The 23,029-nt window shown below is 73.6% G+C and carries 22 protein-coding genes; 9 read left to right on the top strand and 13 right to left on the bottom strand.

Annotation, left to right across the window (positions count from 1 at the left end; all coding sequences use genetic code 11):
- Nucleotides 1-13: 13 nt before the first annotated feature.
- From EV378_RS20730 to EV378_RS20720, 3 genes are read right to left on the bottom strand one after another with little or no spacing between them, the layout of a single operon-like run.
- Complete coding sequence (locus tag EV378_RS20730) at nucleotides 14-862, bottom strand: patatin-like phospholipase family protein (protein ID WP_132428811.1); 849 nt, start codon at nucleotides 860-862, stop codon at nucleotides 14-16.
- Nucleotides 859-3,858 carry an FAD-binding and (Fe-S)-binding domain-containing protein gene (locus EV378_RS20725; protein ID WP_132428809.1) on the bottom strand — a complete coding sequence of 1,000 codons (3,000 nt, stop codon included), beginning with the start codon at nucleotides 3,856-3,858 and terminating at the stop codon, nucleotides 859-861. The genes EV378_RS20730 and EV378_RS20725 overlap by 4 nt, the downstream gene beginning before the upstream one ends.
- A gap of 60 nt (nucleotides 3,859-3,918) precedes the next feature.
- A complete protein-coding gene (locus EV378_RS20720) occupies nucleotides 3,919-4,509 on the bottom strand; it encodes a hypothetical protein (protein ID WP_132428807.1) in 591 nt (196 codons plus the stop codon).
- A 134-nt stretch (nucleotides 4,510-4,643) separates the two neighbouring features.
- Here EV378_RS20720 and EV378_RS20715 point away from each other — a divergent pair, with 134 nt between their 5' ends.
- The 3 genes from EV378_RS20715 (at nucleotide 4,644) to EV378_RS20705 (ending at nucleotide 6,875) form a co-directional block, all read left to right on the top strand.
- Nucleotides 4,644-5,030 (top strand): aminoglycoside phosphotransferase family protein, encoded by a 387-nt coding sequence (locus EV378_RS20715; RefSeq protein ID WP_207908816.1) that lies wholly within the window; start codon nucleotides 4,644-4,646, stop codon nucleotides 5,028-5,030.
- Between the two features lie 10 nt (nucleotides 5,031-5,040).
- A complete protein-coding gene (locus EV378_RS20710; RefSeq protein WP_132428803.1) occupies nucleotides 5,041-5,949 on the top strand; it encodes a 1,4-dihydroxy-2-naphthoyl-CoA synthase in 909 nt (302 codons plus the stop codon).
- 143 nt (nucleotides 5,950-6,092) lie between these two features.
- The gene (locus EV378_RS20705) at nucleotides 6,093-6,875 is read left to right on the top strand and encodes a VldE C-terminal domain-containing protein (RefSeq protein WP_132432463.1); all 783 of its coding nucleotides are present in this window, start codon (nucleotides 6,093-6,095) and stop codon (nucleotides 6,873-6,875) included.
- A gap of 2 nt (nucleotides 6,876-6,877) precedes the next feature.
- Here EV378_RS20705 and EV378_RS20700 read toward each other — a convergent pair whose 3' ends face one another.
- The gene (locus EV378_RS20700; RefSeq protein ID WP_132428801.1) at nucleotides 6,878-7,096 is read right to left on the bottom strand and encodes a hypothetical protein; all 219 of its coding nucleotides are present in this window, start codon (nucleotides 7,094-7,096) and stop codon (nucleotides 6,878-6,880) included.
- A gap of 155 nt (nucleotides 7,097-7,251) precedes the next feature.
- Between EV378_RS20700 and menE the strand changes: the two genes are divergently transcribed.
- From menE to EV378_RS20685, 3 genes are all read left to right on the top strand, one after another.
- Entirely contained in the window at nucleotides 7,252-8,433 is a 1,182-nt protein-coding gene (gene menE, locus EV378_RS20695; protein WP_243653678.1) for an o-succinylbenzoate--CoA ligase, read from the top strand.
- 200 nt (nucleotides 8,434-8,633) lie between these two features.
- Nucleotides 8,634-10,238, top strand: a complete 1,605-nt coding sequence (locus EV378_RS20690; RefSeq protein ID WP_165922405.1) for a hypothetical protein — start codon at nucleotides 8,634-8,636, stop codon at nucleotides 10,236-10,238.
- 931 nt (nucleotides 10,239-11,169) lie between these two features.
- The gene (locus EV378_RS20685) at nucleotides 11,170-12,057 is read left to right on the top strand and encodes a 1,4-dihydroxy-2-naphthoate polyprenyltransferase (protein ID WP_132428795.1); all 888 of its coding nucleotides are present in this window, start codon (nucleotides 11,170-11,172) and stop codon (nucleotides 12,055-12,057) included.
- Here the strand turns inward: EV378_RS20685 and EV378_RS20680 are convergent.
- Nucleotides 11,992-12,507: a DUF4229 domain-containing protein gene (locus EV378_RS20680; RefSeq protein WP_132428793.1), complete on the bottom strand. Its 516-nt coding sequence runs from the start codon at nucleotides 12,505-12,507 to the stop codon at nucleotides 11,992-11,994. The two genes, EV378_RS20685 and EV378_RS20680, sit on opposite strands and share 66 nt — an antisense overlap.
- Nucleotides 12,508-12,770: 263 nt before the next feature.
- Here EV378_RS20680 and EV378_RS20675 point away from each other — a divergent pair, with 263 nt between their 5' ends.
- Complete coding sequence (locus tag EV378_RS20675; protein WP_132428791.1) at nucleotides 12,771-12,983, top strand: BldC family transcriptional regulator; 213 nt, start codon at nucleotides 12,771-12,773, stop codon at nucleotides 12,981-12,983.
- An 87-nt stretch (nucleotides 12,984-13,070) separates the two neighbouring features.
- Entirely contained in the window at nucleotides 13,071-13,310 is a 240-nt protein-coding gene (locus EV378_RS20670) for a hypothetical protein (RefSeq protein WP_132428789.1), read from the top strand.
- Nucleotides 13,311-13,385: 75 nt separating this feature from the next.
- Here EV378_RS20670 and EV378_RS37100 read toward each other — a convergent pair whose 3' ends face one another.
- The 7 genes from EV378_RS37100 to hemL form a co-directional block, all read right to left on the bottom strand.
- Nucleotides 13,386-15,143, bottom strand: coding sequence for a MinD/ParA family ATP-binding protein (locus EV378_RS37100; protein WP_424511247.1), 1,758 nt, complete (start codon nucleotides 15,141-15,143; stop codon nucleotides 13,386-13,388).
- A 44-nt stretch (nucleotides 15,144-15,187) separates the two neighbouring features.
- Complete coding sequence (gene ccsB / locus EV378_RS20660) at nucleotides 15,188-16,141, bottom strand: c-type cytochrome biogenesis protein CcsB (protein ID WP_132428787.1); 954 nt, start codon at nucleotides 16,139-16,141, stop codon at nucleotides 15,188-15,190.
- A 4-nt stretch (nucleotides 16,142-16,145) separates the two neighbouring features.
- Entirely contained in the window at nucleotides 16,146-17,795 is a 1,650-nt protein-coding gene (resB, locus tag EV378_RS20655) for a cytochrome c biogenesis protein ResB (RefSeq protein ID WP_132428785.1), read from the bottom strand.
- On the bottom strand, nucleotides 17,795-18,622 hold the full coding sequence (locus tag EV378_RS20650) for a cytochrome c biogenesis CcdA family protein (RefSeq protein WP_132428783.1): 828 nt from the start codon (nucleotides 18,620-18,622) through the stop codon (nucleotides 17,795-17,797). The genes resB and EV378_RS20650 overlap by 1 nt, the downstream gene beginning before the upstream one ends.
- Before the next feature lie 62 nt (nucleotides 18,623-18,684).
- Nucleotides 18,685-19,269 (bottom strand): TlpA family protein disulfide reductase, encoded by a 585-nt coding sequence (locus tag EV378_RS20645; protein ID WP_207908815.1) that lies wholly within the window; start codon nucleotides 19,267-19,269, stop codon nucleotides 18,685-18,687.
- Nucleotides 19,266-19,916 carry a histidine phosphatase family protein gene (locus EV378_RS20640; RefSeq protein ID WP_132428781.1) on the bottom strand — a complete coding sequence of 217 codons (651 nt, stop codon included), beginning with the start codon at nucleotides 19,914-19,916 and terminating at the stop codon, nucleotides 19,266-19,268. The genes EV378_RS20645 and EV378_RS20640 overlap by 4 nt, the downstream gene beginning before the upstream one ends.
- Entirely contained in the window at nucleotides 19,913-21,241 is a 1,329-nt protein-coding gene (hemL, locus tag EV378_RS20635) for a glutamate-1-semialdehyde 2,1-aminomutase (protein ID WP_243653677.1), read from the bottom strand. The genes EV378_RS20640 and hemL overlap by 4 nt, the downstream gene beginning before the upstream one ends.
- A 256-nt stretch (nucleotides 21,242-21,497) precedes the next feature.
- On the opposite strand from hemL, the gene erm reads away from it, so the two are divergent.
- The gene (gene erm, locus EV378_RS20630; RefSeq protein ID WP_132428779.1) at nucleotides 21,498-22,292 is read left to right on the top strand and encodes a 23S ribosomal RNA methyltransferase Erm; all 795 of its coding nucleotides are present in this window, start codon (nucleotides 21,498-21,500) and stop codon (nucleotides 22,290-22,292) included.
- Between the two features lie 15 nt (nucleotides 22,293-22,307).
- On the opposite strand, the gene EV378_RS20625 is transcribed toward erm, so the two are convergent.
- Nucleotides 22,308-23,024 carry a hypothetical protein gene (locus tag EV378_RS20625; RefSeq protein ID WP_132428777.1) on the bottom strand — a complete coding sequence of 239 codons (717 nt, stop codon included), beginning with the start codon at nucleotides 23,022-23,024 and terminating at the stop codon, nucleotides 22,308-22,310.
- Nucleotides 23,025-23,029: the final 5 nt, after the last annotated feature.

The raw sequence follows: 23,029 nt of genomic DNA, 5'->3' as shown, positions 1-23,029 counted from the left end.
GACGTGGCGCAGACTACTGCTCCCAGACGGCCCGCACGGCGTCGGCGACGGCGGCGGACTGGCGGCGTCCGGCCCATGCCGCGGGCGGTCGTGTCGCGGGGTCGAACACGTTGCGGCCGAACGCGCGGCGCGCCTCCCGATCCGGTGTCACGAGCGTCGCCCGCGACGTCGCGGCCAGCGCCTCGACCTGCGTCGACGGCTTCGCCATCGCTCCGATCCCTGCGGCCAGCGGAGCCAGGACGACGACCCGTCCGTACCCGGCCGCGAGGTCCGCGTTCGCCGACGAGCGGACCCCGCCGTCGATCCACCGGGTGCCGAGCGCGGTCACCGGCGGCCACACGCCCGGCACCGCCCCGCTGGACGCGACGGCCGTGACGAGCGGCACGCCGTCGTCGCGGCCGAACGCCCGGAACTCGCCCGTGCGCGCGTCCACGACGGTGATCCGCAGGTCGGTCGTCGGCGACCAGTCCACGTCACCGAGACGGGAACGGATGGCGGCCAGCCTCTCCGTCTCGTCGACGGTGTCGGCGTCCAGCGCGAGGCGGCCGATCCGTGCGCGCACGTCCTGGGCGGTACGGGGGCCGGAGACCACGGCGCGCAGCACGCGCAGCGCCAGTCCGGCACCGGGCGTCACGGCGATCTCGCCGGCAGCGGGCGCCAGCTGCGCGGCACAGCGCTCCTCGAGGTCACGTCCGGCCGCGACGTTCGCCCCGACGGACGCGCCCGCCGACGTCCCGACGACGAGGTCGGCACCGGACAGGTCGACGCCGTGCTCGAGCAGGCCGGCGAGCACCCCGTACATCCAGGCGATGCCGGCCAGACCGCCGCCGCCGAGTACGAGCGCCCGCTCCCGGCCGCTCATCCCCGCAGCACCCGGGCGGCGAGCTGGGCCAGGTGCACGGGCTCGCGCTCCCCGGCCTGGCGGACCTGGGTGCGGCAGGAGAACCCGTCGGCGAGCAGGTCGACCGACGGTGCCGCGGCGCGCAGCTCCGGCAGGAGCACCCGCTCCGCGCAGGCCATGGACACGTCGTAGTGGCCGTCCTCGAACCCGAAGTTGCCGGCCAGGCCGCAGCAACCGGAGTCCAGGATCGTCGCCTGCACGCCGAGCGCGTCCAGCACGCCCCGGTCGGGCTCGGTGCCCAGCTCGGCGTGCTGGTGGCAGTGCACCTGCACCAGGACCTCCGGCGCCGGCCCTGTCCGGCGCGCCGCGGCCGACGACAGGTCGTCGGCGTGCGCGGACAGCATCTCGGCGAACGTCTTCACGCCGTCACGGAGCCGGGCGACCATCGGGTCGTCGGGCAGCAGCTCCGCGGAGTCCGACCGCAGCGCGGCCGTGCACGACGGCTCCAGCCCGACGACCGGGACGCCCTCGCGCAGCCACGGCGCGATCGCGGCCAGGCTGCGGGCGAGCACGGCGCGGGCCGTCGTGACCTGCCCGGTCGACGTCCACGTCAGTCCACAGCAGACGGCGCGCGGCGGCAGCTCGACGGTGTAGCCGAGCGCGGTGAGCACGGCGGCGGCGTCGCCTCCGATCACCGGGTCGAAGTGGTCGGTGAACGTGTCCGTCCACAGCAGAACCCGGCCGCGGCTGCCCTGCGGGATACCGAGGTCCGGGACCCGCGCCCCGGCCGTCGCACCCCGGGCGCCCGCGGTGGCGGTGAACGTCTCTCGCGCGATCGGCGGGATGTCGCGCTCCTGGGCGATGCCGCCCAGCTTCTTGACCAGCCTGGCGAGCCGCGGGCGCCGGGCCAGCCGGTTCAGCCCGTCGACGACACCGGCGGGCAGCCCGCCGACCAGGTGCAGCCAGAGCGGCAGCGCGCCCATCGAGTAGTGCGTGATCGGACGGATCCTGCGCTTGTAGCGCTGGGCGAGGAACTCCGTCTTGTAGGTCGCCATGTCCACGCCGACCGGGCAGTCGGACTTGCATCCCTTGCAGGACAGGCAGAGGTCGAGAGCCTCGGCGACCTCGTCGGACTGCCAACCGTCCTTGATGATCTCGCCGTTCGCCATCTCGAACAGCAGCCGCGCGCGACCGCGGGTGGAGTGCTTCTCCTCGCCGGTGACGTTGAAGCTCGGGCACATGACTCCCGAACCCTCGATGGCGCACTTGCCGACGCCGAGGCACCGCCGGGTGGCTCGGGTGAAGCTGCCGCGGTCGTGGGCGAACGCGAGGATCGGCTTGTCCCGCATGGTCGGCATGCCCAGCTGCACGCGCAGGTTCTCGTCCATCGTGGCCGGTCGGGTGACCCGGCCGGGGTTCATCCGCTCGTCCGGGTCCCAGATCGCCTTGAACGTCTCGAACCCGGCGATGACCTCCTTGGGGTACATCCGCGGCAGCAGCTCGGCGCGGGCCTGGCCGTCGCCGTGCTCGCCGGACAGCGACCCGCCGTGCGCGACGACGAGGTCGGCCGCGTCGGTCATGAACGCCCGGAAGTTCGCGACGCCCGGCTTGGTGAGCAGGTCGAAGTCGATCCGGACGTGCAGGCAGCCGTCGCCGAAGTGGCCGTAGTAGACGCCCTTGCGGCCGTGCTGCTCCAGGACCTTGTCGAACTCGCGCAGGTAGGCGCCGAAGCGCTCCGGCGGGACCGCGGCGTCCTCCCAGCCGGGCCACGCCTCGCCGCCGTCCGGCGACCGCGTGAGCAGGCCCGCGCCCTCCTCGCGGATGCGCCAGAGCTGCTGCATCTGCCGCGGGTCGTCGACGACGAGGTGGCCGGTCGTGTAGGGCGCCATCGCCTTCGCGACGGCCTGGGCGGCGGCCTCCGCCTCGGCGCGCGTGGCACCGCCGGTCTCCACGTAGAGCCAGCCCTTGCCCTCCGGCAACATGCGGCTGGTGGTCTCGTTGGGGCGCAAGGCACGCAGCGACGCGATCAGCCCGGCGTCCATGCCCTCGATCGTCAGCGGGCCCTGCTCGCGGACGATCATCACGTTGTCCGCGGCGTGGTAGGCGTCCGGGAAGCCGAGCACGGCGAGCGCGCGGGCCGGCGGCGACTCGACGAGATCGACGACGGCCTCCAGCGTCGTCGCGCACGTGCCCTCGGTGCCGACGAGCGCCTTCGCCATGTTCCAGCCGGCCTCGGGCAGCAGCTGGTCCAGGTTGTAGCCCGACACGCGACGGGTGAGCTCCGGGAAGTGGCCGCGGATCGTCTCCGCCATGCCCTCGCCGAGGTCGCGCAGCGCCTCCGGGATCGTGCCCGAGCCGGGCATGTTCGGACCGACGGTCAGCTTCTCGCCGCGATAGGTCAGCACGTCGAGCGTGCGGACGTTGTCGACGGTCTTGCCCCACGCCACGGAGTGCGACCCGCAGGCGTTGTTGCCGATCATCCCGCCGATCGTGCAGCGGTTGTGGGTCGACGGGTCCGGGCCGAACGTGAGCCCGTGCGGCTTTCCGGCGTCGCGCACGGCGTCGCAGACCGCGCCCGGCTGGACCCGCGCCGTCCGCGCGGCCGGGTCCACCTCGACGATCTTGTTCATGTGCGTGCGGAGGTCGAACGCGACGGCCGTGTTGACGGCCTGCCCGGCGATCGAGGTGCGGCTGCCCAGCGGGAGCACCGGCACGTCGTGACTGCGGCACACGGCCATCGCGGCCTCGACGTCGGCCGCGTCGCGCGGGGAGATCACGCCGATCGGGATGCCACGGTAGTTCGACGCGTCCGCCGACCACATCGCCCGACTGGACGCGTCGAAGCGGACGGCGCCGCCGATCGCCCTGCGCAGGTCGTGCTCGAGCGCCCGGCTCGCCTCGGCCCCTGCGTCCGTCGTGTCGCGCGCGCTGTCCAGGCTCAACGTCTCTCCTCTCGCCCTTGAGGAGACGCTACCTACCGCCTTCGGACGGCGTGCGGTGACGGCCGACGCATCCATGATCGGCGGATCGATGCGGATCGGCGCCGTGCACGGCACCGATCCGGGCCGGACCGCCGATCACGCGACGGCGGCGGGGACGCGTGGAGCGCTCCGGGTGCGGCTCCACTCCAGCAGCGCCGCACCGGCCGCGCTCGCGACCATCGCCGCGACGCCCGTCGGCCAGAAGATGTGCGACGTCTGGAACGGGATCGCGGCGCCGACGAGCAACAGTGCGCCGGGCAGCGCGACGAGCCCGGCGCGGCGCAGCAGCAGGCCGGCCACCGCGAGCGTCGCGACCAGGTAGGCGCCGGTGCCGACGTAGGACAGCCGGTCGCCGAGACCGATCAGCTCGATGATCGACTGCTGGCCGCGGCCCTCGGTCTCCAGCACCAGCCCGGCGGCGATCCCGGCCAGGCAGTCGAGTGCGGTGTAGAAGCAGCCGTAGACGTACGCGCCGACGACGACGAGCACCTTGGCGGGGCCCCGCTCGTCGCGCACCAGGGCCCAGAGCACGACACCGAGCAGCGGGAACACCGGAATCAACGGGACGTGGGCGGTCCACCACATGTGCGCGGTGGACACGTCCAGGCCGCCAGGGTGGTGGTAGCCGGCAACGGCCAGGACGAGCCCGGGCAGGGCGACGGCGATGATCTTCCACGCGTTGCGCACGACCGGCATGGTCCCGTTCGCCCGGAATCCGGATGCAGCCGCCCGACCGCGGCCACCAGGATCGACGCCGTGATCGACGTGCCGGACATGCTGGCCCGGACCGTCTCCCGGACATGGCCCCGCGAGGCACCGGCATGGCTCGGCGAGCTGGTCGGCGAGCTGGCGAGCTGTGCGACTCGTCACCCGCCGACGTCGTGCTGCACGGCGACCTGCACCACCCGAACGCGCTGACCGCGACCCGGCGGCCGTGGCTCGCGATCGACCCGCACGGGCTCGTCGGCGACCCCGGGTACGACACGGGCCAGCTGCTCTACAACCCGCTCGACGCCGCCGATCGCCTGGTGGGGCTGGCTCCGTCGCGGATCGAACAGGTCTCCGACGAGCTCGGCCTGCCGCTCGACCGGGTGCGGGCGTGGGGTTGCGCGGTGTGCGTGCTGTCCGAGGTGTGGTCGGCGGGAGACGGGCCGATCGACGGCGTGCCGCTGGAGATCGCGCGGCGGCTGGACGACGACCGCTCCTAGGGTGTCCGGCATGCCGGACACCGTCTCCGAACTGTTCGACCCGAAGGCATGGACCCGCGTCGAGGGTTTCGACTTCGTCGACATCACCTACCACCGCGCCGTCGACACCGGTGCGGTCCGGATCGCGTTCGACCGCCCGGAGGTCCGCAACGCGTTCCGCCCCGGCACCGTCGACGAGCTCTACACGGCACTCGAGCACGCCCGGACCAGCCCGGACGTCGGCGCCGTGCTGCTCACCGGGAACGGCCCGTCGCCGCGCGACGGCGGGTGGGCGTTCTGCTCCGGAGGCGACCAGCGCATCCGCGGGCGCACCGGGTACCAGTACGCGTCCGGGGACACGGCGGACACCGTCGAGAAGGGCCGTGCCGGCCGCCTGCACATCCTGGAGTGCCAGCGGCTGATCCGGTTCATGCCCAAGGTCGTCATCTGTGTCGTACCGGGCTGGGCGGCCGGTGGTGGGCACTCGCTGCACGCCGTCTCGGACATCACGCTGGCGAGCGCCGAGCATGCCCGCTTCAAGCAGACCGACGCCGACGTCGGCTCGTTCGACGGCGGCTACGGCTCGGCGTATCTGGCGCGACAGGTCGGGCAGAAGTTCGCGCGCGAGATCTTCTTCCTCGGCCGCACCTACACCGCCGAGCAGATGCACCACATGGGCGCGGTCAACGAGGTCGTCCCGCACGCCGAGCTGGAGGCCACCGCGCTGCAGTGGGCGCGGGAGATCAACGGCAAGTCGCCGACGGCGCAGCGGATGCTCAAGTACTCGTTCAACCTGATCGACGACGGGCTGGTCGGCCAGCAGCTGTTCGCCGGCGAGGCGACCCGGCTGGCGTACATGACCGACGAGGCCGTCGAGGGCCGGGACGCGTTCCTCGGCAAGCGCGAGCCGGACTGGGCGCCGTACCCCTGGCACTACTGAGACCGTCCACCCCGGACGCCAGCGGCCGCGCTCCGGTCCCGTGGCACAGTAAGAGTCCATCGGTCGGGTGAGGGCGGGAGGCGGACAGGGTGCACCGGGTGCCACCGCAGCGCCGGCCCGCGCCACCCCGCCGTCGTCGCGCCGTGGGGCCCCTGCTGGTGCTCGTCGCGGTGTTGGCCCTGGTCGTCGGCGGCGTGGTCTGGGTGGCGAACAACCTGCCCGGAACTCCCGGCTGCACGGTCACCGGCGGCGAGCGGGACGTCGCACTGACGCTCGAGCAGGCCGGGAACGCGGCGACGATCGCCGGCGTCGGCGTGGCGGAGGGGATGCCGGACCACGCCGTGACGGTGGCGCTGGCGACGGCGTTGCAGGAGACCGGGCTGCGCAACCTGTCCGGTGGCGACCGGGACTCGGCCGGACTGTTCCAGCAGCGGCCCAGCCAGGGGTGGGGCACCTACGACCAGGTCACCGACCCGGTGTACTCCGCGAGGGCGTTCTACACGAAGCTGCGCACCGAGCCGCACTGGCCGACGCTGGACGTCGCGGACGCGGCCCAGCTGATCCAGCGGTCCGCGGACGGGTCGCTGTACGCGCAGTGGGAGCCGCAGGCCCGGTCGATGGCCGCGGCGCTGACCGGGGAGGCGGGGCCTGCGCTGCGCTGTCAGGACCTGCCGGACAACGCGAACCCGGACGACGTGGCACGGGTGGCGACCGCTGAGCTCGGCACGGCCTCGCTGAGCGGCCCGCACGAGGCGGCGCGGGGGTGGCAGATGGCGAACTGGCTGGTCGCGCACGCGGGCCGGTTCGGCCTGCAGAGCGTGACCTACGACGGGACGAGCTGGACGGCCGACGCGGGCGACTGGTCCCAGTCCGGGGCGAGGGACGGCAGGCTGTCGCTGCAGCGGGCCGACCCGTCGGCGGAGTGAGGTCAGACCTCGGACGGACCGCGCTGGGCCGGGATCGGCAGCGGCAGGGCGAACGCCAGCGCGGCGAGCTCGGAGCCCCTGGTGCGGTGCGGACGGCCCGCACGGGCCCGCGGAGCGGGCGGTTCGACGACCGGGAGCGCCTCGGTGAACGCGGGCTCAACCGGCTGCCGGGGCATCGGCAGCGGCGTGATCCGCAGGGGACGGTGCTCTGTGGTGGACATTCGCACTCCTCGTGGTCGTCCGATCACCTCGCGGTGATGTGACGCTTGTCGTGCCGCACGAGCATGTCGTTAACCGCCGCCCGTCCGTTCCTCACATCTGACGAAATCGCCGGATGGCACAGTGGACCGTGTCGCGGCGAGTCGGAGGGGGTGCGGTGACGGGACGTGTGGTGTGGACGGTTCCGGTCGGCGCGTCGCCGTCGTCGGTGCACGAGCTCGCGGATGCGTTGCGGCGCGCCACGGACGGGAGCGGCCCCGCCGTGCGTCCCGTCGCGGCGGCCGGGCCGACCGCGTCCGTCCCGGACACGCCGGTGCCGGACGGCGTGGCCGTCGTCGTCGCCACGTCCGGGTCCTCCGGGGACGCCAAGCACGTCCTGCTCACCGCGGAGGCCCTGCGCGCGTCCGCGTCGGCGACCGAGCGCCGTCTCGGCGGGCCCGGTCGGTGGCTCCTGGCGCTCCCGGCCGAGCACGTCGCGGGCGTGCAGGTGGTGCTGCGCGCGCTGCTCGCCGGCGCCGCACCCGTCGTGCAGGACCTGACGGGCGGTTTCCGTCCGGACGGATTCGCCAGTGCCGCGACGGAGCTGCCCGTCAGAGCCCGGCGCTACACCAGCCTCGTCCCGACGCAGATCGCCCGGATCCTGGACACCGGACCGGGCGCGCCGTTGGACTCGCTGGTGTCGTTCGACGCGGTGCTCGTCGGTGGAGCAGCGCTCGACCCGGGGCTGCGACGGCGGGCGGAGGACGCGGGCGTCTCCGTCGTCACGACGTACGGGATGAGCGAGACCTGCGGTGGCTGCGTCTACGACGGCGTCGCGCTCGACGGCGTGACGGTCGACATCGAGTCGCCGGACCCCACCGGCGCGGGCCGGATCGTGCTGGGCGGGGCGGTCGTCGCCGCGGGGTACATCGACCCGGTCGACGACAACGGCGCGTTCGACGGCGGCCGGTTCCGCACCGGCGATCTCGGCCGGCTCGACGGCGGTCGCCTCACGGTCCTCGGCCGGGTCGACGACATGATCAACACAGGCGGGGAGAAGGTCGCGCCCGCCGCCGTCGAACGGGCGCTGCTCGGCGTGCCCGGCGTGCGGGCCGCGTGCGTGACGGGGCTCGACGACGCCGAATGGGGCCAGATCGTGGCCGCTCTCGTCGTCGCGGACGGGGGTGCCGACGACGACACGCTCCGGTCCGCCGTGCGGTCCGCGTCCGGTCGCGCCGCGGTCCCGCGAGTGCTGCGCCGCGTCGAGCGCATCCCGGAGCGCGGGATCGGCAAGCCGGACCGCGCGGCCGTGGCGCGGCTACTCTCCGGAGACGGCTCGGACACGCTCCGCACTCGCTGAGCAACCGAATCCCCCTCCGGCCATCGCCCGACCCGGTGGTGGACACGTACACCTCTCGGTGGTTGTCACGCTGCGTTGGTTGCGCGCTACGTCGGCGTGAGGTCTATTCGTCACCGGCGACACACGAGCACCTGTCGTCACACGATTCACACGAACCACGGCGTCACGGGCGCCGCCACGGAACCTCGGGGGTAGCGAGCATGCGGAGCAGAGTGCGGACCGGGCTTCGCGCAGCAGGCCTGCTCGCGGCGGCGAGCGCGCTGTGCGCCGCGATCGGGACCCCCGCGTCGGCCGCACCCGCGGCCCAGTGGCAACCCGATCTGGCCGCGGGGCAAGGCACAGGGGCCGTCGTCGACGGCGGACAGGTCCGCTTCGACCCGGCCACCGCCCACGGCGCTCCGGCCGGGGACACCGACTCGATGACCGAGTCCTCCGCCGACCCGTCGGCCGTCGTGCCGACCGGGCTGTTCACGCTCCAGGAGCGCACGCTGGACACCGCGACGTCCGAGGTGTCGTCCACTCTGGACGCGAAGGTCGGTCCGGGCTCGACGGCCACACTGGACGTCCGCGGCAGGAGGGCGGGGGGTGGCTGGACCGAGTGGGTCCCGTCGACACCGGGCGCCGCGCCCGGAACGGGTGTCGCCGCGCTGCCGGAGCCGGTCCGGGAGGTGCAGGGCCGACTCGTCCTGACCTCGACCGGCGCCGACCGCCCGTCGGTCGAGGGCGTGACGCTCACCGCAGCCCCGGCGACCGAGGCGGAGGGCGACGGCGACGCGCAGGCCGAGGCGGCGCCGTTGCACTACTCGGTGTTCGCCACCCGCGAGGGTCTCGTCGGAGGCACCACGGCGAACGGCCACAAGATCGCGAACCGGGACAGGTTCGTGGCGCTGCCGTCCCGTCGGGCGCTGTCCCCCAACGGGAAGAGCGACTACTCGGTCAAGGTCTGCGCCCCGAACGGGAAGTGCGCGTTCGCGCCGGTGTGGGACATCGGCCCGTGGAACACGAAGGACGACTACTGGAACCCGAGCCCGCAGCGGCAGCAGTTCAAGGACCTGCCGCAGGGCGTACCCCAGGCGCAGGCGGCGTTCCGCGACGGGCACAACGGCGGCAAGGACGGCTTCGGCCGCAAGCCGTCCAATCCGGCAGGCATCGACCTCGGCGACGGCATCTTCTGGGACGCGCTGGGGCTCAAGGACAACTCACAGGTCACTGTGGACTACCTGTGGACGGGCAACGTGAAACTGTCCAAGGTGTCCACGAACGGGACCCCGGACACGCCGGTCCGGGCGGCACCCGCGACGGACGCCGCGGTGGTCGGAATCGCGGCGGACACGGCCGACGTTCCGGTGCAGTGCAAGCAGCCCTCGTCCGAGGGTGACTGGGTTCGGGTCGGGCAGGGCCAGTACCTGCCGGCCTCCCAGGTCGAGGGTGCGGCCGACAACCCCGCGTGCTCGACGGCTCCGGCTCCGCCGACTCCGGACGCGACCGCCGCCGCGTCCGGCCCGGCTACGGCATCGACCGGTTCGCCGGACGCCGCCACTCCGCAACCGGGCACCACCTCCGCCCAGCCCGGTGCCACCGATCGGTCGGGTGCCGCCGCCGCCCAGCCGGGTGCGACCACGGCCCGGCCGCGGGTGGCGAACGCGGCCCCGGAGTCGTCGTCCGCCGGCCCGGCCCCCGTGCCCGGTGCTCCGGCCGCTCCCGGTCCGGTCGACCCGGCCTCGGCTCCCGCCCCGACCGAGACCGGCACCCACCAGGCGGCGGGTACGACCGGCTCCTCCACCCGAGCGCAGTCCGGAACCTGACCGCCCGTCGCCGACGGCCGCGGTTCCGGGTGCTCTCCGGAACGCGCGCCTCGCGGGACACTCGCCTCACGGAACGCGCGCATCGCGGGAACGCTCTCCCGCTGCGAATGTGTGCTCCGCACGGGAACACGTGCTCCGCAGGAAACGCGTTGTGGTTCGGAGAACGCGCTGGGGTTCGCAGAACGCGCTGGGGTTCGCAGAACGCGCTGTGGTCCGCAGAACGCGCCGTGATCCACAGAACGCGCCGTGATCCACAGAACGCGCTGGGGCTCGGAGAACGCGTGCGTCGGGAAGCGTGCGCCGTCCGGGCCGGAGCGCGTTCCACTGATCACCGCGCGTCCCGCGGGCCGGCGTGGGTGAGCGCGAGGATCCGTCCACGCGGTCCGGCCCGGGGCGTCCGCCGGAGAACGCCGCTCGTCAGGTGAGCCATCCGACCGGATCGGTGGGCTGCTCTCGCTCGCCTACCGGCGGAGTCGGCCGGCTCACGTGAGGGCCGGGTCCGGTGCCGGAGCTACCGACCGGCGCCGATCCCGCCACACGTGTGTGGGCGGCCTCCCATCCAGCCCGACGATGATCGGCGGAACCGGCCGAAACGCGCCACTGGCGGCGCGTTTCTGCCACTCCCGGCGATCATGCCCGCCCCGGCCTGGCAGTGATCAGCGGAACCGGTCGGAACGCGCCACATGTGGCGTCCTGCTTCCACTTCTGCCGATCATGGGCATCGGGTTGGTCCGCACCGGGCGCGTCGGCGCTGCCTCGAGTGACCGGTGATCAGCGCAATCGGTCGGATCGCGCCACTGGTGGCGTGTTCCCGCCGGTTACGCCGATCACGGCCCGTCCCGCCGAGGCTCGGGTGGCGAACCGGCCACGTTCCGCGGATCACGGGCCGTGAGCGGGACCGGCGGCCGGCGGGGCGGATAGATTCTCCGGCGTGGCCACCGTCGCGGAATGGGTCGAGGGCGCGCGTCCGCGCACGTTGCCGACCGCGGTATCACCCGTCGTCGTCGGAACGGGGGCGGCGATCGGCGCCGGTGCGGTCGCGCCGGGACCTGCGTTGCTCGCCCTGCTGGTCGCCGTCGCGCTCGTGATCGGCGTCAACTTCGCCAACGACTACTCGGACGGCATCCGCGGCACCGACGACGCGCGGGTCGGCCCGCAGCGGCTGGTCGGCTCGCGGGCGGCGACACCCGCGACGGTTCGACTCGCCGCGTTCGCCTGCTTCGCGCTGGCGGCCGTCGCGGGACTCGTGCTGGTCGCGGTGTCCGGGCAGTGGTGGATGATCGCCGTCGGCGCCGTCGCGATCCTGGCCGCGTGGTTCTACACCGGCGGGAAGCGGCCGTACGGGTACGCCGGTCTCGGCGAGGTCGCCGTGTTCGTGTTCTTCGGTCCGGTGGCCGTGCTCGGCACGACGCTGACCCAGGTCGGGTCGGTCGGGACCGGAGCGTTGCTCGGCGCGGCCGGGGCCGGGCTGCTGGCCTGCGCCGTGCTCGTCGCGAACAACCTGCGGGACATCCCGGGCGACCGCGTCGTCGGCAAGCGCACGCTCGCCGTGATGCTCGGTGACCGGGGAACACGCGTGCTCTGGGTCGTGCTGGCCGGGCTGCCGTTCGTGCTCGGTCTGGCCGCGGCGTTCACGAACCCGGTGCTGCTGGTGACGCTGCTCGCGCTCCCGCTGTTGGTCCGTCCGCTACGGGTGGTGCTCGGCGGCGCGGACGGCATGGCGCTGATCCCGGTGCTCCGGGACACCAGCTTCCTACTGCTGGCCTGGTCGGTCGCCGCCGGAATCGGTCTCGCCGTCGGCGGGTCGCTCGGCCTCTGAGGCGCCCGCCGACGGGGTCACGGAGCCCGTCGCGGCCTCGGCCTGAACGGACGCGGAGCCGGTCGACTCGGAGCCGGTCGACTCGGAGCCGGTCGACGCGGAGCCGGTCGACTCGGGGCCGGTCGACTCGGTGTCGCTCCCGGAGGCGACGTCCCCCCGCAGTTCGGCACGCAGGGCGTCGCGCTGCTCCCGGCGCTTCGAGCCCCGCTCGGCCAGTGCCGCGTCCAGGCGGGCCCGCAGGCGCCGGAACAGCACCGCCGAGAGCGGCAACGCGACGATCAGCGCGATCAGCAACGCGAGCAGGAACGGCATGCCGGTGAGGGTCAGCAGCGCCGCGATGACCGCGAGAACGCCGACGCGGGCCGCCGTGTAGAGGGTGAGCGTCGCGGCCAGGCCGGGCGCCCGGCGCTCCCGGTTCCCGGCCGTGGTCGGCGGAGTGGGTACCGTCATGGGTCCGAGCCTACGTCCGCGGTCGGTGACCCGGACGGGCGTCCAGCGGCGGCAGCTCGTGCCGGTGTCGGCCTCCGCGTCCGGATCCGGCCTCTTGCCCGATTTGCCCTTTAAGAACCCTTTACCTACGGACAACCGTTCGAGTACCCGAGGTCCGAGGTGTCACGATGGTTCTCGAACTCGGACAGTGCCGGACGACGGAGCTAGCGCGACGAACTTCGCAGCCGACAGAGCCGACACCGTGAAGTACTCGGGAGGACGACATGGCAGCTCCTACTCAGGCGCCGGAGCGACTGCTCACCCCTGGCGAGGTCGCGACCCTGTTCCGCGTGGACCCCAAGACCGTCACGCGCTGGGCCTCGGCAGGCCGCATCGGCTCGATCCGCACTCCGGGCGGCCACCGCCGCTTCCGCGAGTCGGAGGTTCGCGGCCTTCTCGCCGACCTGACCAGCGAGGCGACGCTCTCGCACCACTGATGCGGTGACCGGACGCACCTCGCGGTTCGGCCACTTCACCCGCACATCAGGCCACCTCGGATACCCTCGGGTTCAGGAGGTGGCCTGATGCTTTTCCTGTTCTTGTTGATCGGCGCCGCGATCGTCGCCGTCCTCGTGTGGCGCACTCTGGGCGCCGAGCAGGCGCCCTCCGACGACCGGGCGGTCCGGTCCCCCGACCGCCCGGCCGATCCGGTGTCGCGCCCGAGCCCACCGCCGCGGCCGAGTGGCCCCGACGACGACCCGGACTTCCTCCGTCAGCTCGACGAGAAGGTGAAGGGCCGGGACGAGGAACCCCCCGGAACGTGATCGGGAACACACCGAAAGGTCCTCGCGGCACGCTCTCTGCGAGAGTCGTCCGGTAAAGCCCGGTTCAACCGGTGGTCAGGACGGGAAGCCGTCGGCCACGGCGGCGGCGAGCTCCAGCAGGGCCGTGCGGGTGTCCGGTTCGAGGCGGTCGAGGTCGATCTCGGCGCCCTCCTCCAGGTGCCCGTCGAACGGGACCCGCACGACCGCGCGGCAGCGGCCCGCGAAGTGCTCGGCCACGCGGTCCAGGTCGACGCCGCTGCCCGCCCGCCGGTGCACCGTGTTGATCACGACCACGGCGTTGCGGACCAGGTCCCCGTTACCGTGCGCGTCGAGCCAGTCCAGCGTCGCGGACGCGCTGCGCGCACCGTCGATGGACCCCGACGACACGATGACCAGCTGGTCGGCCATGCCGAGCACGCCGTACATCGCGGAGTGCATCAGACCGGTACCGCAGTCGGTGAGCACCAGGTTGTAGAAGTGCTCCAGCAGGTCGACGGCCTTGCGGTAGTCGTCCTCGCTGAACGCCTCGGACACGGCCGGGTCCTGCTCGCTGGCGAGCACCTCGAGCCGCGAGGCGCCCTGCGACGTGTAGGCGCGCACGTCGGTGTAGCGGCGCACGCGCTGGGCGTCGCGCAGCAGGTGCCGCACCGTCGCCGTCGTCTCCAGCGGGATCTTCTGGCTCAGCGTGCCGCGGTCCGGGTTCGCGTCCACCGCGACCACCCGGTCCCCGCGCAGGGAGGCGAACGTCGCTCCGAGCGTCGCGGTGACCGTCGTCTTGCCGACGCCGCCCTTGAGGCTCAGCATCGCGATCTTGTGCGAGCTGAGCAGCGGCCGGTTCACGCGCACCGTGAGCTCGCGCCTGCGGATGTCGGCCGGGCTCTCCCCCGGGTTGACGTATCCGCGGGTCAGCACGTAGACGAGCCGGCGCCATCCGGTCCGCGGAGGACGCTTCGCGTTGCGCACCATCAGGGGCGTGCCGAACTCGAGCTCGGGCCCGCTCTCCTGCTCGCTGCGGCGTCGCTGCGCCTCCCGGGCTTCGACGGCGTCCGGTGCCGTCCAGCGCGGACGTGCGGTCCGGGCAGCGGGCGGCGGCGGGAGGTCGGGGTCGTCGGCCGGGCGGGCCGGCTCCGGGATCCGGGGTTCGACGGCGTCGGCGCGGGTGGCAGCACGCTCGTCGGCCCGGGAGTCGGCCCGCGAGCCGGCCCAGGGGTCGACACGGTCGTCGGTCCGGGTGCCGTTCGTGCCGGACGCCCGGCCGTCGGCGGGCGGGGCCGCCTCGGGCCGCCTCCACACGACGCCGGCCTCCGGCGGCTCGTCGTCGGCGCGGGCGGGCCCCTCGTCGTAGCGGGCCGGGTCCTCGTCGGCGGGTACGGGCGGGGCCGTCCGGTGCCCGTTCGCGTACGGCCGCACCGGATGCGGGCGGGTGACCGGCTCGTCGTCGACCCCGTCGAGCCGGTCGTCGTGGCCGGACGGGACCTCGTCGTGCTTGACGAGGTCCCGCTCCGGCGCCCCGTGCCGCGGACGGGTGCCACGCAGGGCGCTCAGGTCGGTGCCGTGCGGCGGGGTCTGCGGGTCGATCTCCGAGGCCAGGTCGTCGTCGGCGGCCGGAAGGTCTGCACCCCAGGCGATCCCGCCGGGCGGGGTGCGGGTCCCGGTGGCCGTCGACGCGCCACCGGACTCGTCGGAGCTCCGGCCGGACGACGAGGCGGGCTCGCCGTCGTCGGAGCGACGGGAGCGACGACGGACGCGCGCGGGCTCCGCCGCACCCCATCGCTCACGGACGTACCGCCCCACCGACTCGGGCGTCTCGCCCTCCGGTCCCCTGTCGCTCACGGGATTCGACGGTAGTCGGCCACCGGGCGACGGTCGAGTTCTCCTCACCCGAGGCCGGCGTAGGAGTGCAGTCCGGCGACCACCATGTTGATGAAGAACAGGTTGAAGATGATCACCGCGAAGCCGACCACGTTGATCCAGGCCGCGCGCGACATGCGCCATCCGGCGGTCGCCCTGGCGTGCAGGTACGCCGCGTAGACGACCCACGCCACGAACGCGACCGTCTCCTTCGGGTCCCAGCCCCAGAACCGGCCCCACGCCGCCTCGGCCCACACGGCGCCGCAGATGATCGCGAACGTGTAGAACGGGAAGCCGACGATCGTCACCCGGTAGGCGAGCCGGTCCAGGACCTCTGCCGACGGCAGCTTCTCGACCAACCCGGCCGGACGGCCCCATTTCTTGAGCAGGAACAGCAGGCTCGCCACACCGGGGACGAGCAGCAGACCGGACGCCAGCGAGATCGTCGTGACGTGGATGATCAGCCAGTACGACTGCAGCGCAGGCACGACGGGCGCCGCCTGGGCGTACAGGATCGTGCCGGCGATGAACATCAGCAGCGTGACCGGCGTCAGCACGAACATGCCGATCGGGCGCATGGACGGCGTGCGGCGCAACAGGACCAGCCACGCGACGACGGCGAACAGGCACACCGCCGTCACGAACTCGTACATGTTGCCGAGCGGCCAGCGCGACGTCGCGATGCCACGGAACACGATCGATCCCGTGTGCACTCCCACGGCCAGGATCGTGAGCGAGACGCCCATCCGGCCGTAGCGGTCCGCGCGGGTCCGGCCGGGACGGTTACCGGACTCCACGGGAGCCGGATCGGCGACCGCGACGCCACCGGCCCCGGACGCGCCGGCCGCGGCGGCAGCCGGCGCCTTCGTGCGCGCGGCGACGTACTCGGCCGCGTGCGCGAGCAGCGCCACCAGGTAGACGACGACCGCGCCCTGGAACAGGCGGTCGCTCCACATCGACATGACCGGATCGACGAGCATCGCCTCAACCGTCCTCTTCGCGTTTCCTGCGCAGCAACTCGTCGCCGAGCCGCTCGAACTCCTCGCCGTACCCCGCGCGGTCGCTCCTGGCCAGGCCGCCGACCTGCACGATCGAGCCGGTGCCGTCCGGCGACGGCCGGACGCGCACCCAGAACCGTCGCCGCTTCACCGACAGCGACAACGCCAGCCCGCCGACCATCACGACCGAGAACACCAGCACCCAGATCTGCCCCGGATCGTGCCCGACCAGCAGGTTCACCCACGGCGTGACGCTGTCGAGGCGGACCGTCGTGCCGTCGTCGAGACGCACCGAGTCGCCGGGGGCGAGATCGGTCTGCGCGACCTTCTTCAGCGCACCGGAGTCGATCTGGCGCTGGTCCACCTGGAAGATCGACTGGCCGCGGCCGTCGTCGATGCCCAGGTCGCCGCGCAGCACGGACAGCTGGACTACCGGGTTGCGCAGGTCGGGGTAGGCCGAGACGAACCCGCCGTTCGCGTCCATGGCGGCCGTCGGGGCGAACAGGCCGGTGAGCGCCAGCTGGCTGGTGCGGCGCTGCTCGGCGTCGGCGACGCCGGGCCGCTCGAACTTCGTGGCGCCCTCGGACAGGATCGTGGAGCGGTCGACCGGACGCCACTGCACGACGCCGGTGCGCGACTGCCCGTCCGGCCACGTCACCGTGAACTTCGGCGCGTAGCCGTAGCCGGTCAGGTAGACGCGGTCGCCGTCGGTGCGCAGCGGGTGGTTCACCGAGATCGTGTCCGGCCGCCACGTCGACGAGCCGTCCTCCAGATCGCCAGCGGACTGGTAACCGACCTGCGCCTGGAACGTCGACGGCTGCCCGTTCGGCAGCCAGGTGCCCTCGAACGCGTCGGCCTTGACGCAGAACGGGTTCAGCTGGGTGCCGTCGACCTGCAGACCGGCCCGGAACGAGTCGTAGCCGAGGATCGACGTGTTGCAGAACTCGCTGCCGTCGGCGAGCACGATCACGTCGCCGTCGTAGCCGTAGAGCTTCCCGCCCGCGAAACCGAGCAGCAGGCCGATCAGGCTGAGGTGGAAGATCAGGTTGCCGGTCTCGCGCAGGTAGCCCCGCTCCGCGGAGACCGTGCGCATGCCGCCCGGTTCCTCGCGCTCGACCTTGCGCCATCCGCGCAGCACGGTCCGCGTGCGCTCGAGGAACGCGTCCGGGGACTCGTCGAGCGTCCCGGCCGCGTGGTGCGGGAGCCGGGACAGGTTGCGCGGCGTCGCGACCGGCACCGCACGCGTCGCACGCCAGTACTCCAGCGAGCGGGGCAGCACGCAGCCGATCAGCGAGATCATCAGCAGCAGGTAGATCGCGGCGAACCACGGGCTGGCGAAGATCTCGAAGGCGCCGACGGCGTCGAGCACCGGCGCGAGCGTCGGGTGGTCGGCGACGTACTGGTCGACGAGCTGCTGGTTCAACGAGCGCTGCGGCAGCAGCGCGCCGGGCAGCGCGGCGAGCGCGAGCAGGAACAGCAGGACCAGCGCCGTGCGCATGCTGGTCAGGCCCCGCCAGGTGTTGCGCAGGAACGCGAGCGCGCGCAGCAGCGGACCCTGACCGGTCCCGCCGCCGGGCGGTTCGGCGTCGGGGCGGGCCTCGGGTGGCGAGGGCGGCGCGGTCGGCGGGGAGCTCATCAGATCGGCGGCGTGAATCCGGCGATGGCGACCTGCAGCTGCGCGAGCAGCAGCCCCCAGCGGCCGCTGACCAGCAGGACGCCGACGGCGACGAGCAGCACCCCGCCCGCGATCTGGATCGCCCGGGTGTGCCTGCGCAGCACGGCCAGCGCCCGCACCGCGCGCGTCGCGCCGAGCGCGATCACGACGAACGGCAGGCCGAGCCCTGCGCAGTAGGCGAGCGTGAGCAGGACGCCGCGCAGCGAGCCGCCCTGAGTGCCCGCCGCGACGGCGAGGACGCCGGCGAGCGTCGGGCCGACGCACGGGACCCAGCCGAGCCCGAACACGGCGCCCAGCAGCGGAGCGCCCCACAGCCCGGCCCGCGGCACCCAGTGCACGCGACGCTCCCTGGCGAGCGCCGGGACGAGCCCGACGAACACAGCGCCCATCACGATCATCACGACGCCGCCGATGCGCTGCAGCAGCACCTCGTTGCGCACCAGCACGTCGGAGAGCCAGACGACACCGACCAGGATCGCGCCGAACACGACCGTGAACCCGGCGACGAACAGCCCGGCCGCGCCGGCGACCCGCCACGGACGGTCCGGCGTCGTCGGAGCCTCCGAGGGGGCCGGTGCCGGGGCCCCGACCCGCGAGAGGGCGCGCGCCTCCGCCTCGGGAGCGGTCACCGGCGGCGCCTGCGACCCGACGAGTCCGGCCAGGTAGGCGAGGTATCCCGGCACGAGCGGCAGCACGCACGGGGAGGCGAAGCTGACCGCGCCCGCGAGCACCGCGACGACCGCTGCGACCAGCAGCGGCCCCGTCGTCGCGAGCGTCGTGGGATCCATCGGTCACCAGGGTAGGCGGCCGACCGCGCAGGTCGCCCGCCGGGTTCTACAGCATGTAGTCGTCACGCCGCGCCGGGAGGCTCCGCAGCGAGCCGCGAGACGACCGGCATCAGCTGCGAGGTCGTCACCGGCTTCAGGTAGACGGCCGCGACGCGGTGCGAGCGGTCCAGGACGATCGTCGACGGCACGACGTTGCGCGGGTACCCGGACAGCGCGACGAGCGTGCGGCCGGGGAAGTCGTAGACGGAGTCGTAGGTCAGGCCGCGGTCGCGCACGAAGTCCTGTGCCGCCTGACGGTCGTCGCGCACGTCGATGCCGAGGACGGCGGTGTCCTTCGCGGTCGTCGCGACGGCCTCCAGCTCCGGTGCCTCGGTCCGGCACGGGCCGCACCACGAGCCCCAGATGTTCAGCACGACGACCTTCCCCGGGTACGAGCCGATCCCGACCTGGGTCCCCGGCTTCAGCAGGCTCTCCCCGGAGAGATCGGAGACGCGACCGCGCGCCGACGGCGGGTCGTAGAGGATCTCGGTCTGCCCGCCGGGCGCGACGAACTGGAACTCCCCGGACGAGTCGACGGCGTCCTTGCTGGTCGAGCAGCCCGCGACCAGCAGGACCGCGCACGTCGCGAGCAGCAGGCGGCGGATCATGCGCCGGTCACCATGGCCCCGCTCGACCCGGCCGGCTCCGCGTAGTGCAGGCCGGTCATCCGGGCGCCGGTGAACTCGACACTGGTCAGCGACGCGAGCGCGCACTGGCGGCGGCGCGGGTCGTGCCACAGGTGCTGCCCGAGCAGGTAGCGGCGCAGCGTCCAGATCGGGAGCTGATGCGACACGCACACGATCTCCCGGCCGGGCGCGAGCGTGCGCGCCGCGTGCACGGCGCCGAGCATCCGGTGCGCGATCCGCAGGTACGGCTCGCCCCAGGACGGCGTGAACGGGTCGCGCAGCAGCGTCCACTGCGACGGGTGCCGCAGCGCCCCGTCGCCGACGCCGAACACCTGGCCCTCGAACGCGTTGCCGGCCTCGATCAGGCCGTCGTCGGTGTGGATCTCCGCTCCGTGCGCGGCCGCGATCGGCTCCGCCGTCTGCTGCGCGCGCAACAGCGGGGACGCGACGACGGCCGCGATGTCGTTGCCGGACAGGTACTCCGCGACGGTCTTGGCCTGCAGCTCGCCGAACTCGGAGAGCCGGAAGCCCTCCAGGCGGCCGTAGAGCACACCGTCCGGGTTGTGCACCGTGCCGTGGCGCAGCAGGTGGACGGTCGTCCGCGGGCCGCTCGGTTCCGGCGTCGTCATGCCGCGGTCGCCGCGGCCGCCGCCTTCGCCGCGTGCGGGAGGGCATCGGCGATCTGCGAGAACGCGGCGTCGTCGAGCGCGGTGGAGACGAACCAGCCCTCGAACGCGCTGGGCGGCAGGTAGACGCCGCGGTCCAGCATCGCGTGGAAGAACGCCGGGTAGCGCCAGGTCTCCGCGGCCTTCGCCTCCGCATAGCCGTGCACCGGGGTCTCGGAGAAGAACGGCGAGAACATCGTGCCCGCGTACTGCACGACGTGCGGCACGCCCTCGGCGGCCAGCGCGTCGGTCAGCAGCTTCCCGAGCTTCTGCGCGTTCTCCGACAGCCGGGCGTACGCGGCGTCGTCGGCGTGGCGCAGCGTCGTGAGACCCGCGGCGACCGCGACCGGGTTCCCGGCCAGCGTCCCCGCCTGGTACACCGGCCCCGCCGGCGCCAGGTACGACATGTGCTGCACCGACCCACCGAACGCGGCCGCGGGCAGCCCGCCGGACATGACCTTGCCGAACGTGTAGAGGTCGCCCGCGACGCCGTCGCAGCCGTACCAACCGGTGGCCGACGCGCGGAAGCCGGTCATCACCTCGTCGATCACGAGCAGGGCGCCGTGGGCGTGCGCGATGTCGCGCAGGCCCGCGTTGAAGCCCTCGACCGGCGGGACGACGCCCATGTTCCCGGCCGCCGCCTCGGTGATCACGCAGGCGATCTCGTCGCCGCGCTCGTCGAACACGGCACGGACGGCGTCCAGGTCGTTGTAGGGCACGACGACCGTGTCCGCGGCCTGCGCGCCGGTGACGCCAGGGCTGGACGGGAGGCCGAGCGTCGCGACGCCGGAGCCCGCGTCGGCGAGCAGCGCGTCGACGTGTCCGTGGTAGCAGCCGGAGAACTTCACGACGACGGTTCGCCCGGTGATGCCGCGGGCCAGCCGGATCGCGGTCATCGTCGCCTCGGTACCGGAGTTGACGAGCCGGACCTGCTCGACCGGGGTCCGGGCGACGATCTCGGCGGACAGCTCGATCTCACCGGGCGTCGGCGTCCCGAACGAGAGCCCCTTCGAGGCCGCCTCCCGCACCGCGTCGACGACGGCGGGGTGCGCGTGCCCGAGGATCATCGGCCCCCACGACGACACGAGGTCGACGTAGGTCGCGCCGTCGGCGTCGGTGAGGCGGCACCCCTGCGCGCTCACCATGAACCGGGGCGTTCCGCCGACCGAGGCGAACGCGCGGACCGGTGAGTTCACGCCGCCCGGCGTCAGGGCCTGCGCGCGCTCGAACAGGCGCGCGGACTCGGCGGTTCCGGGGGTCACGGACGAGGTGGACACGGCGTCGGTCACCCGGCCAGTCTCCCAGCAGGTCCGCACCACGGCCCGCGGCCCCGGGCGTGAGCCCGGTCGCGGCGAATTCGGCGGACCGGCCGGCCGCCGTCGGCTACGGTGCCGCCCATGGCAGCCGCCGCGACCACCCTCCGCCTGCGTACCCGTCGCTGACGGCGCAGGAGGACACACCCGTTCGCATCTCTGCGCCGCCGGCATCCCCGCCGGGCGGCGCGTCGTGCTGCCCGGCTCCGCCCTCCCTTCCTGGAGCCGATCCGTGTCCGCACATCACCGCCCTGGCCCACACGAGCTGGGCCAGAACCACCTGACCGACCGCCGGATCGTCGACGAGATCGTCGCGCTGGTGGCCGACCGCGACCTCCCTGTCGTCGAGTGGGCCGCGGGTACCGGGGCGATCACTCGTGGCCTCGCCCGGCTGGGCCGCCCGGTCGAGGCCGTCGAGCTCGACCCGCGATCACTCGAGCATCTGCGCCGGATCGCCGGGCCGCACGTCCGGGTGACCGACCACGACATCCTCCGGCACGCCCCGCCGACGACCGACCACGACCTCGTCGCCAACGTGCCGTTCGCCCTCACCACACCGGTGCTGCGACGACTGCTGCGCCTGGGCGCCTGGCAGCGCTCGGTCCTGGTCACCCAGTGGGAGGTGGCCCGCAAGCGGGCCGGAGTCGGTGGCGCGACGCTGCTCACGGCCCAGTGGTGGCCCTGGTACCGCTTCACGCTGCAGCGCCGGATCGCCGCCTCCGCGTTCCGGCCGCGGCCGTCGGTCGACGCGGGGCTGCTCGTGGTCGACCGGCGCCCGCGGGCGCTGGTACCCGAGCGTCCCGGCTACCAGGCCTGGGTCCGGTCGGTGTTCCAGGGACGCGGGCGGGGTGTCCCGGACATCCTGGTGCGCAGCGGGATCCCGCGCAGCGCCGTCCGCTCGTGGGCGAGCGAGCACCAGGTGACCGAACGGTCGCTCCCCCGGGACCTCACTGCCCAGCAGTGGGCTGCCGGACACGCGCTCGCCACCGGGGCCCGCCGGGTGGCCGGGCGCGGGATCCGGCGGTGACGTCCGGCGGCGCGGTCAGCGGCGCGCGGCGAACCAGGCCCGCGACTGCGCGGAGAACATCAGCGTGACGCCGACGATGCTCGTCCCGAGAACGATCACCGGGAGGATCGCGCCGATCGGGTTCGTGGCGGCGGACAGCAGTGCGAGCAGCCAGAACAGGTCGAACAGCACCGTCAGCACGGTCAGCGTGATCAGCGCACCGAGCTTGCCGAGGAACGAGACGACGGCCAGCAGCGCGTAGACCACGGCGAGCACCGCGAGCACGGCACCGAACGTGCGCATCGCGGACAGCAGCTGCTCCATGGTCAGGCCGGACGCGGTCAGCGCCTCCTGGATCCCGGTCTCCGGCGGGAACATGTCCGGGGTCAGCGGCGCGAGCGCCAGTACCAGCCCGACCACGATGAACAACGCCGGTGACACGAGCAGGAACATGAACCCGGTGACCACGTTGCGCGGACGGCCCGTCGCACCGGTCTGCCCGACGTACTGCGGGCCGGTCCCCGCCGGGAACGGGCCTCCGTACGGGTAGGTCTCCTGCGGGCGCGCGGCCGGGTACCCGCCTGCGAACTGCGGCGGCACCCCGGACGAGCCGGGGCCGTACGGGTTCTGCGGGTACTGCGGGTAGTAGCCGGACGACGGGCCCGGCCGGTAGTAGGCCGGTCCCGCGGGGGCCGCGCCGCCGTCACCTGCAGAGGGTTCGGTGCCGTCCTGCGGGCCGGATGGCGTACTCACACCAC

Origin of the sequence: Pseudonocardia endophytica, assembly GCF_004339565.1 — a bacterium.
In the GTDB taxonomy this organism is placed as follows: domain Bacteria; phylum Actinomycetota; class Actinomycetes; order Mycobacteriales; family Pseudonocardiaceae; genus Pseudonocardia; species Pseudonocardia endophytica.
Note: the sequence above shows the minus strand (reverse complement) of the source record. Positions and strands in the feature narration are given on the sequence as shown.

Excerpts from the sequence above, each read along its gene's own strand:
- EV378_RS20730 (WP_132428811.1), bottom strand. The coding sequence starts at position 862 with ATGAGCGGCCGGGAGCGGGCGCTCGTACTCGGCGGCGGCGGTCTGGCC.
- EV378_RS20725 (WP_132428809.1), bottom strand. The coding sequence starts at position 3,858 with ATGGATGCGTCGGCCGTCACCGCACGCCGTCCGAAGGCGGTAGGTAGC.
- EV378_RS20715 (WP_207908816.1), top strand. The coding sequence starts at position 4,644 with ATGGCTCGGCGAGCTGGTCGGCGAGCTGGCGAGCTGTGCGACTCGTCA.
- EV378_RS20710 (WP_132428803.1), top strand. The coding sequence starts at position 5,041 with ATGCCGGACACCGTCTCCGAACTGTTCGACCCGAAGGCATGGACCCGC.
- EV378_RS20700 (WP_132428801.1), bottom strand. The coding sequence starts at position 7,096 with ATGTCCACCACAGAGCACCGTCCCCTGCGGATCACGCCGCTGCCGATG.
- EV378_RS20690 (WP_165922405.1), top strand. The coding sequence starts at position 8,634 with ATGCGGAGCAGAGTGCGGACCGGGCTTCGCGCAGCAGGCCTGCTCGCG.
- EV378_RS20680 (WP_132428793.1), bottom strand. The coding sequence starts at position 12,507 with ATGACGGTACCCACTCCGCCGACCACGGCCGGGAACCGGGAGCGCCGG.
- EV378_RS20675 (WP_132428791.1), top strand. The coding sequence starts at position 12,771 with ATGGCAGCTCCTACTCAGGCGCCGGAGCGACTGCTCACCCCTGGCGAG.
- EV378_RS20670 (WP_132428789.1), top strand. The coding sequence starts at position 13,071 with ATGCTTTTCCTGTTCTTGTTGATCGGCGCCGCGATCGTCGCCGTCCTC.
- ccsB (WP_132428787.1), bottom strand. The coding sequence starts at position 16,141 with ATGCTCGTCGATCCGGTCATGTCGATGTGGAGCGACCGCCTGTTCCAG.
- resB (WP_132428785.1), bottom strand. The coding sequence starts at position 17,795 with ATGAGCTCCCCGCCGACCGCGCCGCCCTCGCCACCCGAGGCCCGCCCC.
- EV378_RS20650 (WP_132428783.1), bottom strand. The coding sequence starts at position 18,622 with ATGGATCCCACGACGCTCGCGACGACGGGGCCGCTGCTGGTCGCAGCG.
- EV378_RS20645 (WP_207908815.1), bottom strand. The coding sequence starts at position 19,269 with ATGATCCGCCGCCTGCTGCTCGCGACGTGCGCGGTCCTGCTGGTCGCG.
- EV378_RS20640 (WP_132428781.1), bottom strand. The coding sequence starts at position 19,916 with ATGACGACGCCGGAACCGAGCGGCCCGCGGACGACCGTCCACCTGCTG.